This is a genomic window from Kitasatospora sp. NPDC006697 (assembly GCF_042869935.1).
Classification (GTDB): Bacteria; Actinomycetota; Actinomycetes; order Streptomycetales; family Streptomycetaceae; genus Kitasatospora.
The window spans coordinates 113,837-128,451 of sequence record NZ_JBIAGU010000007.1; the positions used below are offsets into that span (position 1 = coordinate 113,837).

Annotated in this window: 15 protein-coding genes; 5 read left to right on the top strand and 10 right to left on the bottom strand. The window is 72.5% G+C overall.

Annotated features, from left to right (window positions below; genetic code table 11):
• Positions 1-12 precede the first annotated feature (12 nt).
• A complete protein-coding gene (locus tag ACFYNO_RS12115; RefSeq protein ID WP_388009515.1) occupies positions 13-4,314 on the bottom strand; it encodes a HAMP domain-containing protein in 4,302 nt (1,433 codons plus the stop codon).
• Between the two features lie 456 nt (positions 4,315-4,770).
• On the opposite strand from ACFYNO_RS12115, the gene ACFYNO_RS12120 reads away from it, so the two are divergent.
• The gene (locus ACFYNO_RS12120; protein ID WP_388009518.1) at positions 4,771-4,920 is read left to right on the top strand and encodes a hypothetical protein; all 150 of its coding nucleotides are present in this window, start codon (positions 4,771-4,773) and stop codon (positions 4,918-4,920) included.
• 112 nt (positions 4,921-5,032) lie between these two features.
• The gene (locus tag ACFYNO_RS12125) at positions 5,033-5,674 is read left to right on the top strand and encodes a carbonic anhydrase (RefSeq protein ID WP_388009521.1); all 642 of its coding nucleotides are present in this window, start codon (positions 5,033-5,035) and stop codon (positions 5,672-5,674) included.
• A 93-nt stretch (positions 5,675-5,767) separates the two neighbouring features.
• On the opposite strand, the gene ACFYNO_RS12130 is transcribed toward ACFYNO_RS12125, so the two are convergent.
• From ACFYNO_RS12130 to ACFYNO_RS12145, 4 genes are all read right to left on the bottom strand, one after another.
• Entirely contained in the window at positions 5,768-6,973 is a 1,206-nt protein-coding gene (locus tag ACFYNO_RS12130; protein WP_388009524.1) for a PP2C family protein-serine/threonine phosphatase, read from the bottom strand.
• 256 nt (positions 6,974-7,229) lie between these two features.
• Positions 7,230-7,577: a hypothetical protein gene (locus ACFYNO_RS12135; protein WP_388009527.1), complete on the bottom strand. Its 348-nt coding sequence runs from the start codon at positions 7,575-7,577 to the stop codon at positions 7,230-7,232.
• 174 nt (positions 7,578-7,751) lie between these two features.
• The gene (locus ACFYNO_RS12140) at positions 7,752-9,128 is read right to left on the bottom strand and encodes a DUF4331 domain-containing protein (protein WP_388009530.1); all 1,377 of its coding nucleotides are present in this window, start codon (positions 9,126-9,128) and stop codon (positions 7,752-7,754) included.
• Between the two features lie 90 nt (positions 9,129-9,218).
• Positions 9,219-9,536 (bottom strand): hypothetical protein, encoded by a 318-nt coding sequence (locus ACFYNO_RS12145; RefSeq protein WP_388009533.1) that lies wholly within the window; start codon positions 9,534-9,536, stop codon positions 9,219-9,221.
• Positions 9,537-9,959: 423 nt separating this feature from the next.
• Between ACFYNO_RS12145 and ACFYNO_RS12150 the strand changes: the two genes are divergently transcribed.
• The 3 genes from ACFYNO_RS12150 (at position 9,960) to ACFYNO_RS12160 (ending at position 11,610) form a co-directional block, all read left to right on the top strand.
• Positions 9,960-10,235: a twin-arginine translocase TatA/TatE family subunit gene (locus ACFYNO_RS12150; RefSeq protein WP_388009536.1), complete on the top strand. Its 276-nt coding sequence runs from the start codon at positions 9,960-9,962 to the stop codon at positions 10,233-10,235.
• An 84-nt stretch (positions 10,236-10,319) separates the two neighbouring features.
• Entirely contained in the window at positions 10,320-11,153 is an 834-nt protein-coding gene (gene tatC / locus ACFYNO_RS12155) for a twin-arginine translocase subunit TatC (protein WP_388009541.1), read from the top strand.
• A gap of 85 nt (positions 11,154-11,238) precedes the next feature.
• Positions 11,239-11,610, top strand: a complete 372-nt coding sequence (locus tag ACFYNO_RS12160; protein WP_388009544.1) for a hypothetical protein — start codon at positions 11,239-11,241, stop codon at positions 11,608-11,610.
• A 33-nt stretch (positions 11,611-11,643) separates the two neighbouring features.
• On the opposite strand, the gene ACFYNO_RS12165 is transcribed toward ACFYNO_RS12160, so the two are convergent.
• From ACFYNO_RS12165 to ACFYNO_RS12185, 5 genes are all read right to left on the bottom strand, one after another.
• Complete coding sequence (locus ACFYNO_RS12165) at positions 11,644-12,216, bottom strand: sigma-70 family RNA polymerase sigma factor (RefSeq protein WP_388009547.1); 573 nt, start codon at positions 12,214-12,216, stop codon at positions 11,644-11,646.
• Complete coding sequence (locus ACFYNO_RS12170) at positions 12,213-12,341, bottom strand: hypothetical protein (protein WP_388009550.1); 129 nt, start codon at positions 12,339-12,341, stop codon at positions 12,213-12,215. The genes ACFYNO_RS12165 and ACFYNO_RS12170 overlap by 4 nt, the downstream gene beginning before the upstream one ends.
• Positions 12,342-12,376: 35 nt before the next feature.
• Positions 12,377-12,763: a cupredoxin domain-containing protein gene (locus ACFYNO_RS12175; RefSeq protein ID WP_388009553.1), complete on the bottom strand. Its 387-nt coding sequence runs from the start codon at positions 12,761-12,763 to the stop codon at positions 12,377-12,379.
• 95 nt (positions 12,764-12,858) lie between these two features.
• A complete protein-coding gene (locus tag ACFYNO_RS12180) occupies positions 12,859-13,686 on the bottom strand; it encodes a ferritin-like domain-containing protein (protein ID WP_388009556.1) in 828 nt (275 codons plus the stop codon).
• Entirely contained in the window at positions 13,683-14,495 is an 813-nt protein-coding gene (locus ACFYNO_RS12185; RefSeq protein ID WP_388009559.1) for a ferritin-like domain-containing protein, read from the bottom strand. The genes ACFYNO_RS12180 and ACFYNO_RS12185 overlap by 4 nt, the downstream gene beginning before the upstream one ends.
• Positions 14,496-14,615 lie beyond the last annotated feature (120 nt).

A 14,615-nucleotide genomic window follows, 5' to 3' on the forward strand; every position in this document is an offset into this window, starting at 1 on the left:
GCGGGGGCGTGCTCAGGACGCGAGCTGGGTCTTGATCCGGTTGATCAGTTCTCCGGCGTCGACCGGCTTGGTGATGTAGTCGCTCGCGCCGGAGGCCAGGCTCTTCTCCCGGTCGCCGATCATGGCCTTGGCGGTGACGGCGATGATCGGCAGACTCGCGTGCTCGGGCCGCGAGCGGATGGCCGCGGTGGCGGTGTAGCCGTCCATCTCCGGCATCATCACGTCCATCAGAATCACGTCGAGGTCCGGGTGCTGGGCCAGCACGTCGAGGGCCGTGCGGCCGTTCTCGGCCTGCAGGACGCGCATGCCGTGCAGTTCGAGGATGCCGGTGATCGCGTAGAGGTTGCGGTCGTCGTCGTCCACGACGAGGGCGGTCCGCCCGGCCAGGATGCCGTCCGCGTCGGGGGCCTGCCAGGACCGCTGGACGCCCGCCGCGCGCAGGGGCGTGACGTCGCCGGGGCGGTCGGCGCTCATGTGGAGCGCGATGCGTTCGCGCAGCTCGTCGAGGCTGGAGATGAACTCGATCGGGCGGGTCCCGTCGCCGAGGGCCGTCGCCTCCTCGTCGGCGGCGAGGCCCCGGCTGGTGTGTGCCAGGACCGGCACGCCGTTCAGGGCGGGATCGCGGCCCATGTCGGCGAGGAGGCCGGCGGCCGCGTCGTTCGGAAGGTCGAGTTCCAGGACGACGCAGTGGCAGTGGCCGGTGGCCAGCGTCGCGGCCACTTCCTGGGCGCCGACCGCGGTGACGATGTCCACCTCCCGTCCGGTCTCGGCCTCGGCATAGCGGGTCACGTCGGCCACCGCGCTCTGCGCGACGAGTGACAGCAGGCCGTTGGGGCGGCTTTCGACGACGAGCAGGCGCCGGGGCAGGACCGGGCCGCCGGCCTTCGCACCGGCCCGGCCGAGGGGCGACTGCTGCCGCTCCGGGCCATCGGGGCCGGCTGCCTGCACCGCCGCGGCGGGCTGCGGGAGCGCGGTGTCGGCATCGGGTTGGCGCACCGGCAGGTAGAAGGTGAAGGTGCTGCCCTGCCCCAGGGCGCTGCGGGCGGTGATCGCCCCGCCCAGCAGGTGGGCGATCTCGCGGCTGATCGACAGGCCCAGGCCGGTGCCACCGTAGCGGCGGCTGGTGGTTCCGTCCGCCTGCTGGAAAGCCCCGAAGACGGTCTCCAGGTGCTGGGGGGCGATCCCGATGCCCGTGTCGGTGACCCGCAGGGCCAGGACCGGCCCGTCCTGGCGCACCGTGTCCGGAACCTCCTCGTCCTCGGCGCGTTCGATGCGCAGCTCGACCCGGCCCTTCTCGGTGAACTTCAGGGCGTTGGAGAGCAGGTTGCGCAGCACCTGGCGCAGCCGGGTGTCGTCGGTGACCAGTTCGCCGGGCACACCGTCCCCGGTCCGTACGGTGAAGGCGAGGCTCTTCTGCGTGGTCATCGGCCGGAACGTGGCCTCCACGTAGTCGAGGAGCGTGCGCAGGGGGACCGTCTCGATGGTCAGGTCCATCTTGCCGGCCTCGACCTTCGACAGGTCGAGGATGTCGTTGATGAGCTGGAGCAGGTCGGAGCCGGCCGAGTGGATGATGCCCGCGTACTCGACCTGCTTGGCATTCAGGTTGCGGGTGGGGTTCTGGGCGAGCAGCTGGGCCAGGATCAGCAGGCTGTTGAGCGGGGTGCGCAGTTCGTGGCTCATGTTGGCCAGGAACTCCGACTTGTACTTGGAGGCCAGCGACAGCTGGTGGGCACGGTCCTCCAGTTCCTGGCGGGCCTGCTCGATCTCCAGGTTCTTGGTCTCGATGTCGCGGTTCTGCGCGGCGAGGAGTTCCGCCTTCTCCTCGAGCTCGGCGTTGGAGGCCTGCAGCTCCTCCTGACGGGCCTGCAGTTCCGCCGAGCGGGCCTGGAGCTCGCCGGTCAGGCGCTGCGACTCCCCCAGCAGCTCGTCGGTGCGGGCGTTGGCGATGATGGTGTTGAGGTTGACGCCGATGGTCTCCATCAGCTGGTCGAGGAAGTCCCGGTGCACCGCGGTGAAGGGGCGTACCGACGCCAGCTCGATCACCCCGAGGACGGTGTCCTCCACGACGATGGGCAGCACCACCAGGAACAGCTCCTCCGTGCGGCCGAGGCCGGAGGACGCGGCCAGGTACCCGGCCGGCAGGCCCTCGACGGCGATGGTCCGCCGGCTGCGGGCCGCCTGGCCGACGAAGGACTCGCCGAGGCCGAAGCGGGTGGGCCGGTCGCCGTCCGGGAAGGCGAAGGAGGCGACGAGGCGGAGCACGGCCTTCGCTTCTCCGTCCTCCTCGGTGAGATAGAAGGCGCCGCACTGCGAGCCGACCAGCGGGGTGAGCTCGTCCATGATCGACTCGGCGACGGCCGCCAGGTCGCGCCTGCCCTGCATGAGCGCGGAGAAACGGGCCAGGTTCGTCTTGAGCCAGTCCTGGTCCTTGCCCGCCCGGGTGGTCTCGCGCAGCGACTCCACCATGAAGTTGATGTTGTCCTTGAGGTCGGCGACTTCGCCGGAGGCGTCGACGGTGATCGACCGGGTGAGGTCTCCCGCCGCCACGGCACTGGTGACCTCGGCGATCGCCCGGACCTGGCGGGTCAGGTTGCCGGCCAGTTCGTTGACGTTCTCGGTCAGGCGCTTCCACGTGCCGGAGACGCCCTCGACCTCGGCCTGGCCGCCCAGGCGCCCTTCGCTGCCGACCTCCCGGGCGACACGCGTGACCTCTGCGGCGAAGGAGGACAGCTGGTCGACCATCGTGTTGATCGTGGTCTTCAGCTCCAGGATCTCGCCGCGGGCGTCGACGTCGATCTTGCGGGTGAGGTCTCCCTTGGCGACCGCCGTCGTCACCTGGGCGATGTTGCGGACCTGGCTGGTCAGGTTGTGCGCCATGAAGTTGACGTTCTCGGTGAGGTCCTTCCACGTCCCCGCGACGTTGGGCACCCGGGCCTGCCCGCCGAGCGTTCCCTCCGTGCCGACCTCACGGGCCACCCGGGTGACCTCGTCCGCGAAGGCGGACAGCGTGTCGACCATGGTGTTGATCACCCCGGCGAGCGCCGCGACCTCGCCCTTGGCCTCCACGGTGATCTTCTGGGACAGGTCGCCCTTGGCCACCGCGGTCGCCACCTGGGCGATGGAGCGGACCTGGCCGGTCAGGTTGGACGCCATGACGTTGACGTTGTCCGTCAGGTCCTTCCAGGTGCCCGAGACGCCCCGCACCGTCGCCTGGCCACCCAGGTTGCCCTCGGTGCCGACCTCACGGGCCACCCGGGTGACCTCGTCGGCGAACGCCCCCAACTGGTCGACCATCGTGTTGATGGTCTCCTTGAGCTCCTGGATCTCCCCGCGGGCGTCGACCCGGATCTTCTGGGTGAGGTCGCCCTGCGCGACGGCGGTGGTCACCGAGGCGATGGCCCGGACCTGCGCGGTGAGGTTGTCCGCCATGACGTTGACGGACTCGGTCAGGTCGCGCCAGGTGCCCGAGACGTCGCGCACGTCGGCCTGACCGCCGAGGCGGCCCTCGGTGCCGACCTCGCGGGCCACCCGGGTGACCTCACCGGCGAAGGAGGAGAGCTGGTCGACCATCGTGTTGACGGTGTTCTTCAGCTCCAGGATCTCCCCGCGCGCATCCACGGTGATCTTCTGCGACAGATCGCCCTTGGCCACCGCAGTCGCCACCTGGGCGATGTTGCGGACCTGGCCGGTCAGGTTGCCGGCCATGAAGTTCACCGAGTCGGTCAGGTCGCGCCAGGTGCCCGAAACGCCCTTCACGTCGGCCTGACCGCCGAGCCGCCCTTCGGTGCCGACCTCGCGGGCCACCCGGGTGACCTCGCCGGCGAAGGAGGAGAGCTGGTCGACCATCGTGTTGACGGTGTTCTTCAGCTCCAGGATCTCCCCGCGCGCATCCACGGTGATCTTCTGCGACAGATCGCCCTTGGCCACCGCAGTCGCCACCTGGGCGATGTCGCGGACCTGGGTGGTCAGGTTGCCCGCCATCGCGTTGACCGAGTCGGTCAGGTCCTCCCAGGTGCCCGACACCCCCGGCACCCGGGCCTGGCCGCCGAGCCGGCCCTCGGTGCCGACCTCCCGGGCCACCCGGGTGACCTCCGAGGTGAAGTGCGACAGCTGGTCGACCATGCCGTTGAAGACCTCGGCGATCTCACCCAGCAGGCCGTCCGCGTCCGCGGGCAGCCGGGTCCCGAAGTCACCGTCGCGCACCGCCGTCAGTCCGGCCAGCAGCAGCCGCAGTTCCGGCTCCCCGACCTGCGCAGCACCCGTTCCGGAGGTGCCGCGCCCTCGTGAAGCGATGGGCGGTGTCGATCCAGCCATTGAACGTCGCCTCCAGACCACACCGGCCCACATGTCCGGTATCCGAGCGCGCGCGCCGCCGCGAACGGGGCGCGGGCAGGTGCCGCCCTGGAGGCTACCCCAGCCCTTCCCGTCAGGAGAAAGGGACGAAGAACCGCCATCGGCCGGGCCGAGAACGTTCGCACCGAACACACGGCGTCCACCCGGGTCCGCCGGGGCGCTCACCGGGGCGCTGTGGACCGGCGTCACCGGCCCGGATGTGGTGGTGGGGCAGGTGTCCTTCCGCGACTCCCGCGGCCCGAACGCACTGCTCACCGTGCGGTTGCCTGCCGAGGACACCGGTAAGAGCCTTGTCCTGGCAGCTGCCTCGCCGCGAGTGCGACGACTGCAGCCATCACTACGAGCCGCCGGCCCCGCGGCGGGCCGGTGTGCCGACGACCCGGCCTTCGGGCCCGGACCGATGAAAGGACGACTGCGATGAGCACACCCCAGGAGAACGACACCCCGCAGCCGGACGAGGAGACCCGGGAACGCTCGGCGGAGCAGCGCAACATCACCGCGCCCACCCCGCCGGACGTCGAGGCGAAGGCCGACGACGAGGAGGAGGACCAGGAGCCGCCTGCGTGACGGGCCTGGACCGGGGCCCGGTTGCCGACCGGGGCGGCGACCGGGCCCGCCCGGGTTTCGACCTGAAGGGGCGCCTGCGCGGGCGGGCGGTGCGGACCGTAACCTGACGGGCATGACCGACGCCACGCCTCCCACGCCCCAGGACGCCTTCGACATGCTGCTGGCCGGCAACCGGCGGTTCGTCGCCGGGGCCCCGGAACACCCGAACCAGGACGCCGCCCGCCGCACCGAGACCGCACCGGCCCAGAACCCGTTCGCCGTCCTGTTCGGCTGCTCCGACTCCCGCCTCGCCGCCGAGATCATCTTCGACCGCGGCCTGGGCGACCTGTTCGTGGTCCGCACCGCGGGCCACGTCGCAGGACCCGAGGTCCTCGGCAGCATCGAGTACGGGGTGGCGGTGCTGGGCTGCCCCCTCGTCGTGGTCCTCGGGCACGACGCCTGTGGCGCGGTCGCGGCCACCCGCTCCGCCGTCGAGGACGGCGCCACCGCCGGCGGCTACGTACGCGACGTCATCGAGAAGGTGACACCGAGCGTGTTGGCCGCCCGCGCCGCCGGACGCACCGAGGACCAGGACTTCATCGCCGCGCACATAGAGCACACGGTCGACCTGCTGCTGGACCGCTCCCGCACGCTTTCCGAGGCGGTGGAGGCGGGCCGGGCCGCGGTGGTGGGTCTGTCGTACCGCCTGGCGGACGGCACCGCCCGCCTGGTCACCGCGCGCGGCGTCGACGTGCCGGCCACCGCGACGGCGTGAGACCGGGCGGTCGGCGCTCCTTCAGACCGGGCACCTCTCCGGTGAGGTCACGGGCGACCCGCAGCGGCCGCCCGTGACCCGGGAGCGGATCCGTCACGAGGGGACATCGCCGGTCGCGGGGTGCCATTCGGCCAGGACGATGGTGGCGTCGTCCTGGAGCCTGCCGTGGTGGTGGTCGAGGATGGCGTGGATGAGGCGGCGCAGGGCCTCGGGGGCGGGCTCGCCCGCGGCCAGCGCGCGGGTGACGAAGTCGACGAGCTGGACCTCGCCGAACTGGCGGCCGGTGGCCGAGCGGGCCTCGGTGACCCCGTCGGTGTGGATCAGGACCCGGTCGCCGGGTTCCAGCTGGGCCTCGTGGACGGTGCGGGTGGCCGCGTAGCCCGGGCCCAGCCCGAGCGGCAGCTCGCCGCTGACCTCCAGCGCCCCCGGCACGACATGGTGCGCGCGGATCAGCAGCGGCGGCGGGTGCCCCGCGTTCACCCACGACAGCCGCCCGGTGTCCAGGTCCAGACGGGCGAAGACGCCGGTGAGCAGGCCGCCGGGCCGCCAGCGGTTCAGGTCCTCGTCGATCCGCGCCGTGATGTCGGTCAGGGACCCGCCCGCGCGGCGGGTGGAGCGGCAACCGGCCAGCGCGACGGCGGAGGCCAGCCCCGCCGCCAGGTCGTGCCCCATCGCATCGACCACAGTCATGTGCAGGCGCCCGTCGTCCAGGCCGTGATCGAAGGCGTCCCCGCCGATCTCGTAGGCCGGCTCCACCACCGCCGTGGAGGTGACGCGGTCGGTGCCGAGCGTGAGCGGCGGCAGGAACGCCCACACCATCTCCGCCGCGGTGGTCATCGGGCGCCGGCGGGCGGTTCGGCTGAACAGGTCGCTGAACCCGCTCTTGGACACGACGATCAGCGCGGTCACCGCCGCCAGCTGCACGGCGCCGTCCAGCATCGCGGGCGTGACCTGCTCGGCGACCACCTGCAGCACGCCGATCCTCGTGATGCCGTCGACCAGCGGCAGCCACACCGACAGCGGCCGGCGGTGCGACAGCCGCAGCGACATCGTCCGGTACGCCCACCCGGCCACCGTGCCCTCGATCGCCAGCGCCGTGCCGCCGCCACCGTCGCCGGCCCCGCCCGGGCGGGGCAGGGGCACCAGCTCGTCCTCCTGCACGTCCGCCAGGTAGACGGTCGCCGACGCCATCCCCATCCGGCGTGCCGCCTCGTCGACCAGCTCCGGCACCCGCAGCGGAGCCGCGGTGTGCGACTGCTCCAGAAACAGGGCCAACGCGACCCCCGGTTCCTCCGCCATCGCGCACCAGTCCCTTCCGCGCCACTCAGCCCCACCTCCGAGTCTGGGACCGGCCGCGCCTCGGTGCGCGGTACCGGCCCAGGGCCGCGTGGCGGCGCCGGCGCCCGGCGCCACCAGATCGATCCCGGCACCGCCGCTCGCGGGCGGGGACCGCCTCGCCGGACAACGGCCCACCTGAGCCCCGTCCCCGCCCGCGACGCCGCGGTGTCGTGCCGGACGACGCCGACGGCCCGTTCCGGTTGCCTGACCTGTTGCGTCAGGTGAGCCGGTGGTGCTCGGTGACCTGGCCGCCGCGGACGGTGCAGGCCGCCTCGGGGCTGTCGGCGGTGCGCCAGATCGTGTAGTCGCCCTCGGGCAGCGGCGAGATGACGGCGCAGTAGGTGGTGCGGTCGGCGAGGTGGCGGGGCCGGACGGCGGCGTGGGTGCGGAGGGTGTCGTCACCGGTGGGGCTGACCTCGATCTCCAAGCCGTCGTCCGTCGGGCCGGCGTGGATGATCAGGGCGCCGAGGGTGCCGCCGATCTCCAGGACGACGCTGCCTTCGCGGGAGGGGTCCGGAAGCGGCGCGTGGGTGTGGGGGTGCGGGTGGGTGTGCTGCTGGGTCATGGGCTTGCTCTCGCTCGTCTGTCCGGGCTGTCGGTCGTCCCGGGGTGGCGGGGGGGGGGGGGGGGGGCGCCCCCCCCCCCCCCCCCGGGGGGGGGGGGGGGGGGGGGGGGGGGTGGGGGGGGGGGGGGCGGGGGGGGGGGGGGCCCACCCCCCCCCCCGCGGCACGGGAGTGGGTCAGTTGGACGGGTTGTGGTAGCCGTCGTACGGCACACCGAGGTAGGGGAAGGTGTCGAGGTAGGGGTTCTTGACGTCGGCGGGGGTGAGGCCGTCGGTGATCGCGCTGGTGGCCGCGTCCGGGGTGAAGGACGGGTCGACCAGCGGGAGGGTCAGGCCCGCGACGGCGCGCAGCTCGACGGTGACGACGTCGTCGAAGACGCGGCGCCCGTTCGGGAAGCCGGCCGCATCCCCTGCGACCAGGCCCAGGATGTTGGGCTTGGCGGTCGGGGGGACGGCGACGTTCAGGCGCAGCATGTCGGCCTGGGTGTCGCCGGTGTAGTTCTGGAAGCCGGGCACCACCCCGGAGGGGATGCCGGTGAGCAGGATGGCGAGCAGGTCGGCGCGGGGCTTGGTGTAGGCGGCCAGGTGGGGGAAGACGCCCGGGTACAGCGCCGGGAGGAGCTTGGCGAGCTCGGGAGTGGCGACGTACTGGGCGAAGTTCTTGTCGTCGGCCGGGGGCTGGGTGTTCCACAGGTCCTTCTTCCCCATGGGGATGATGACCTCGTTGACCAGCGGGTTGCCCAGGCGGGAGACCTGGACGAAGGGGCCGGATTCGGTGTCGCGCCCGGTGGTGTTGATGATGCGGGCCTGGCGGCGGGAGGCGGTGGTGTACACGCCGATGGTGGCGTGCGGGTCCATCACGTCGCCGGGCTTGCGCCCGCCGGAGGTCAGGTCGGTGATGGGGACCTGGAGGGCGATGCTGTGGACGTTGAGCGCCTTGGTGGTGTTCACCCCGGGCGCGGGCTGGGTGAAGGCGGGCATGACGTGCAGCTGCTGGAAGGGGCGCAGGGTGCCGAGGTCGAAGATCGAGCCGAGGTCGACGTAGAAGCCCTCGGCGCGCTGGCCGGCGAAGACCTTGCGGCCGCCGTCGAGCCGGTGCACCGCCCTGTTCGCCAGCGAGGTGTAGTCGGGGGTGGAGAGCGGGCCGATGTTGCAGGGCGGGCAGGCCAGGTGCTCGCCCAGCACCGTGCGGCGGCCGCCGGCCTCGACGCGGGTGACGGTGTAGGTCTGGCGGCGGTTCCAGTTCGGGTCGTCCAGGGAGGTGATCGGCCCGGTGTTGTAGAGGAACGAGTCGGGGTTGCGGACCTCGACCTGGAAGCGGAACTCGTAGGTGACGTCGGGTCGGCCGTCGTTGTCGTTGTCGATGTGGACGGCGTAGAGGACGTCGTCGCCGAACTCGTAGAAGTTGGGGCCGCCGGCGGGTCCCTGGAGCGGGATGTAGTTGGCGATGAGGGTGACGGTGTCGCAGTCGTCGGGGCTGACGAAGGCGTAGACGTCGGTGCTGTCGGCGACCGGGTCCTTGGAGATCTCGGGGGCTTCGCGGTGGGAGGACATATCAACCTCACGGGGGGTGTGCGGGCAGGGAGGGGTGGCCGGCCGGCACCCGGTGGAGCTGCCGGGAGCCGGCCGGTGTCCGGGGGCGGGTCAGGCCAGGGCGCGGGCGAGGGCCGCGGCCAGGGCCGGGTCCTGGACGCGGTGGTGGCGTTCGCCGCTGAACAGGTCGAGGGAGCCGGAGCGCAGGTCGCGCACGTGCACGATCACCGGCTCGTCGTGGGCGGGCACCGGCGCGTGGTGCGGGTCGGTGGCCGGGGCGGTGTCAGCCGTGACGGCCGTGGCGGGGCCCGCGCCGGTGATCACGGTCGCTGCCAGGCCGGCGGCGCCGACGGCCGCGGCCTGGCGCATCAGGCGCCGGCGCGACAGGCCGTCTGTCGGGGTGTCGGCGGCAGGGGTGTCCGGGGACATGGATATCTCCTTCACATCGGTGTGGAGTGACTGGACGCGCCGCCGGCTCGGCCTGATCGGCGCCCGCAACGGTGGACGATCCCGCCGCGTCGACTGCGGAGCGGGAAAGGCAATTGACGATGACGGCCATGGCCCCAGGCGCCGGGCGGTCACCGGCAGTGAAGTGCCGGCGCGACACCCGGGTCAAGGCGACGCGCAACCGGCCGCGGCCGTTCTTCACCTGACCGGACCAGGAGCGCCGCAGCTCACCGCCCCGGTGCTCACCCGAGCGGGTGAAAGCGGAAGTTGAGCCCTCCGGGACCCGTCCTCGGCCAGGCGGGGCACGAAGAGGATGCGACAGGACGTTGCCCGCCGCTCTCCCAGGAACCGGCGGGAATCGTCGATGCGGCCATGGGCCATGCACAGAAGACGTGAGGTGCCGGAATGTTCCAGACGCGCGGCTTGGAGATCGTCATCATCGGCTTGGTGGTCCTCGTGCTGTTCGGGGCCAAGCGGCTTCCCGACTCGGCACGGGCGCTGGGCAAGTCGCTGCGCATCCTCAAGGCCGAGACGAACGCGCTGAAGTACGACGGCGCCCACCCGGGTGAGGGCGCCTCCGGCTCCGGCTCCGGCCCGCGGGTGGAGGCAGCGGCGTTGGAGGGCGACATCGTCGAGCCGGTGCCCGCATCCGCCGGCCAGCCGTCGCACTCCGCGCACTGAACCCCGGCCTGTGGACGCGGAAGGCTCAGCGTGAAAGCCCGAGGAACTCCCGGCCGAGAGGCGGACAACCCGCACGGTGCCGTCATGCCGCTCCGCGGCCACCTGCGGGAACTGCGCTCCCGGTTGACCAAGGTGGCGCTCTCCCTGCTGGCGGGTTCGGCGGTGGGCTGGCTCGTCCACGAGCGGGTCGTGGACGCCCTGACCGGCCCGGCCTGCCGGATCACCCACGTACACGGCGTCGGCGCCGCCACCGCGGCCTGCCCGAACGGGCTGCTCGTCCTGCAGGGAGCACTGAGCCCGCTCAGCTTCTCCTTCAAGGTCGCCCTCGTGGTCGGAGTGCTGCTGGCCAGCCCCGTCTGGTCCTACCAGGTGTGGGCGTTCATCGCACCGGGCCTGTACCGCCGGGAGCGCCGCTACGGCCTCGGGTTCGCCGCCGCGGCCGTGCCGCTGTTCACCGCCGGCGCGGCCCTGGCCTACGGCGTCTTCCCGAAGACGATCGAGCTGCTGGCCTCCTTCACGCCGGCCTCGTTCGGCCTGGTGCTGCCCGGGGACGAGTTCCTCGACTTCTTCCTGCGGATGGTCGTCGTCTTCGGCCTGTCCTTCCAGTTCCCGCTGCTGCTGGTCGTCCTGAACCTGGTGGGCGTGGTCAGCGCCGCCCGGCTGCGCGGCTGGTGGCGGATCATCATCTTCCTGATCTTCGTGTTCGCGGCCGTCGTCGTGCCCACCGGCGACCCGCTGACGATGCTGGTCCTGGCCGTCCCGATCTGCCTGCTCTTCCTCGCGGCCCTCGGCATCTGCTCACTGCACGACCACCGCAGGAGCCGTGGGCCCGACGGCCTCCTGGACGACGACCAGGCCTCGCCCTCCCCCACCGCCCAACCGGTCGAGGCGGGCGAACTCGCCGACGCCGCCCGGTGACCACCGCAGGACCAGTGGCCCGACCGGTCATCCCGCGGGTCCGGCGCATCCGCCGCACCCGCCTCCACCATCAAGGGGCGTTCACGTGCTCGACCTGAGCCTGGTCAAGATCGCAGTCCTCATGGCGCTGGCCGTCATGATCTTCGGACCGGAGAAGGTCCCCGCCCTGATCGCCGACGCCATGCGGCTGCTGCGCGCCCTTCAGGCCTTCGCCCGCACCGGCACCGACGAGCTCAAGCAGAGCCTCGGCCCGGAGTTCGCCGACCTGCGCCCCCAGGACCTGCGCCCCAAAGCCCTGGTGGCCCGCGCGCTCACCACCGCTGCCCCGGAGCTGTCCGGCCTCACCCACGAGATCCGCGAGAGCCTGCAACCGCTCGACGAGCAACTGCGCCACGGCCTGGACGTCCAGGCCCGCCCGGCCGCCTCCGGCCCGCCGCCGGTCCTTCCCGAGAACTGACCGCTTCGGGCGGCCGTCGCCGCCGTCGGCGGATCACCTGTCATCGGCCAGATGCATGCGCAGCCGCAGCAGGGCGTCGCGGACGCGGGTCTTGGCGGTGCTCAGCGGCACCTGGAGGAGGTCGGCCATCTCCTGGTGGGAGCAGTCGTGGTAGAAGGCCAGGATGACCGCCTGGCGTTGGAGCGCGGTGAGGGCGTCCAAGCCCTCTCGCACCCGGTGTCGGGTGAGGAGGCGCTCGAGGTGTTCGCCGATCTGGTCGACGGGCACGGGGTGTTCGAGCAGGGCCGCGCGTAGGTCGCGCTCGTGAGCGGCGCGCTCGGTGCGCACGCGGTCGACGGCGCGGCGGTGGGCGATGGTGGCGATCCAGGCCATGGCGGCGCCGCGTGCCGGCTGGAAGCGCGGGGCCTTGTGCCAGATCTCCAGGAGGACCTCCTGGACGACGTCCTGGGTGTGGCCGCGGTCGCGCACCACGCGCAGCACGATCAGGAACAGGGCGGCGCCGATGGCGTCGTGGAGCTGCTCGAAGGCCTGCGGGTCACGGTCGGCGACCCGCAGCAGCAGCCGCTCGACGGAGGGATCCCCGGGCTGGGGTGCGCGAGGCGTCATCGGACAGGGCGGATCACCAGGACCGGCCGAACCAGCAGGGGCGGCAGGGCGGTGCCCTGGGGGAAGGCGGCGACCGGGCGCAGCGGGGCATGCGTGAGCGGCCGGTCGGAGTGCCGGCCGCTCATGCGGACCTCCTGGCCCGAGCCCTCGTCACGCCGGGTCAACTGACGGCGAGGGTGGCGTGCATGTACTGGTGGATGCTGCAGATGTAGGGGTGGCTGCCCGGTGTGGACGGGGCGGTGAAGGTGGCCGACGCTCCGCCCTCGATGGCCTTGGTGTCGAAGGACTTGTCGTCGGCGCTGACGGTGTGCGCGGTGGGGTCCTCGTTCACCACCGTCACGCTCTGGCCGGGGTGGACGGTGAGGGTGGCCGGCTGGAACTGGAAGTCCTTGATGGTGATCCGACCGGCGGACGCGGCGCCGCTGGGGCTGTCCGTGGCGGTGGCCGGGGAGTGGCTGGACGAGCAGGCGCCCAGGCTGAGGGTCAGCAGGGCGCAGGCCAGGGCGGAGCGCAGGCGTACGGCGGTCACGGCGGTCACGGCGGTCACGGCGGGAGGTCCATTCGGGAAGCGGGTGGGGGTGCGTGCCCGGGCACGGAGGAGTCGACGTTTCGCGCCCGGGCACGCACCGGTCAGGGGGTCGTTCAGACAGTCAGCAGGGTGGGGCTGGCGGCCTTGTCGGTGGGCAGGAAGTCGTCCGGGACCGGGTACTGGCCGAGCACGTAGTTGAGGATCGCCGCGTGCATCGCCTCGACGGGGGCGATGGTGGCGGCGGTGGCGATGCCGCCGGGGCTGGTGACGTTGTAGGTCGCGAACAGGTAGGTCTGCGCGGCCTGGTCCTCCAGCGACAGGGCGAGCTTGGCGACCGTGCCCACGTCGGTGGCGGCGCTCAGCGCCTGGAGGGTGGCCGGCTGGTTGGACAGCGGCACGTCCGTGATCGCCGGCTTGCCCGCGCCGGTCAGGACCGCGTTCCAGGCCTTGGCGTGGTCGGCGTGCTGGGCCTGCGCGGTGGTGATGAAGGTGGCGACCGCCGGCGGGACGGTGCCGAGCTTTCCGGCCTTCGCCGCGTCCAGGGCGGCCTGGTAGGCGCCCACCGCCTGGTTCTCCAGCGCGGTGGCCAGCGCCACGACCTTCAGGTCGCCCGTGTACGTCCCGGACGCCGAGCCGGACGCCGAGCCGGAGGCCGGCATCGACGCGCCGGCGGAGGAACCGGTGGAGGCCGGCTTGCTGCTGGAGCAGGCCGCGAGGACCAGGGCGGCGCCGAGGCCGCCCGCCCCGAGCAGGAACCGCCGCCGACCGGCATCGCGCGGCCCACCGGCCTGGCGGGCGCGGATCTCCTCGGTCAGGTCCAGCGCGCTGGCCCGCATGGCGGGCAGCGTCTCCTGGTGCGCCGCGTGCATCTCGCGGGTGAGGCCGGTCAGTTCGCGCTCGCTGATCGGCAGCTCCCAGCCGCCCTTGGTACCGGTCGTCACTTGACGGCCCCTTCGCTGATCGGGGAAGCGTTGTCGGTCTTGTAGAAGGCGTCGGGGAAGCCGACGCTGCCCGCGGCGGCGGGCAGCTTGGCCGGGTCGACCGGGATGGTGATCAGGTCGGCCGCGTTGCCGGCCAGCAGCGCCTGCACGGCCAGCAGGGTGGCGCGGTGCTGCGCCTCGACCGGGGCGACGGAGGCGAAGAGCTTGCGCAGCTGCGCGTCGGAGACCTGGGAGACGTTCTTGGTGTACGTCTGCGCGGCCACGTCCTCCAGGGTGATGGCCAGCTTCACCACGTCCGCCGGTCCCTGGATGGTCGGCAGCGCCTGGTCGACGACGGCCTTGTACTTCGGGTCGGGGTTGTTCTGCGCCTGCCCGCCGGCCTGGGTGGCCGCGGCGTTGAACGCCTGCGCGTGCGCCTGGTGCTGCTGGGTGGTCTTGGCGATGAACGCGGCCACCGTCTTGTTGCCGTCCTTGATGAACGGCAGCCCGGCGGCGGTCTGGTAGACCGACACGGCCAGGTTCTCGATGGAGGCGGCGGTCTGCAGCGCCATGATGTCGTCCGCCATGGACCCGGAGGGCGAGGGGCTGCTGTCGGCGAACGCCCGGCTGCCGCCGAGGAGGGCGGCCGTGCCGGCCACCCCGGCGATCAGGCCGCCGCGCTGCCACCAGCGGCGCTGCACGGGCTCCAGCTCCTGTCCGAAGTCGGTCAGCGCACCGCGGGTGATTCGCAACGCGTCGCTGTTCAGGTCCTGCGACTGCTCGGTCAGGTCTTCGAGCAGCCGGGTGTCGATGTGCTCAGTGGCCATCATGCTCCCGTCTCAGGCCGGAGCCCGCAGTCCGCGGGCTCGTACGTGATGCCTTCGGGGCGGCGGGGCCACCGGCTTGCCGGGCTTCCCCACGAAGTCCTGGATTCACCCGCCCGGGTGACG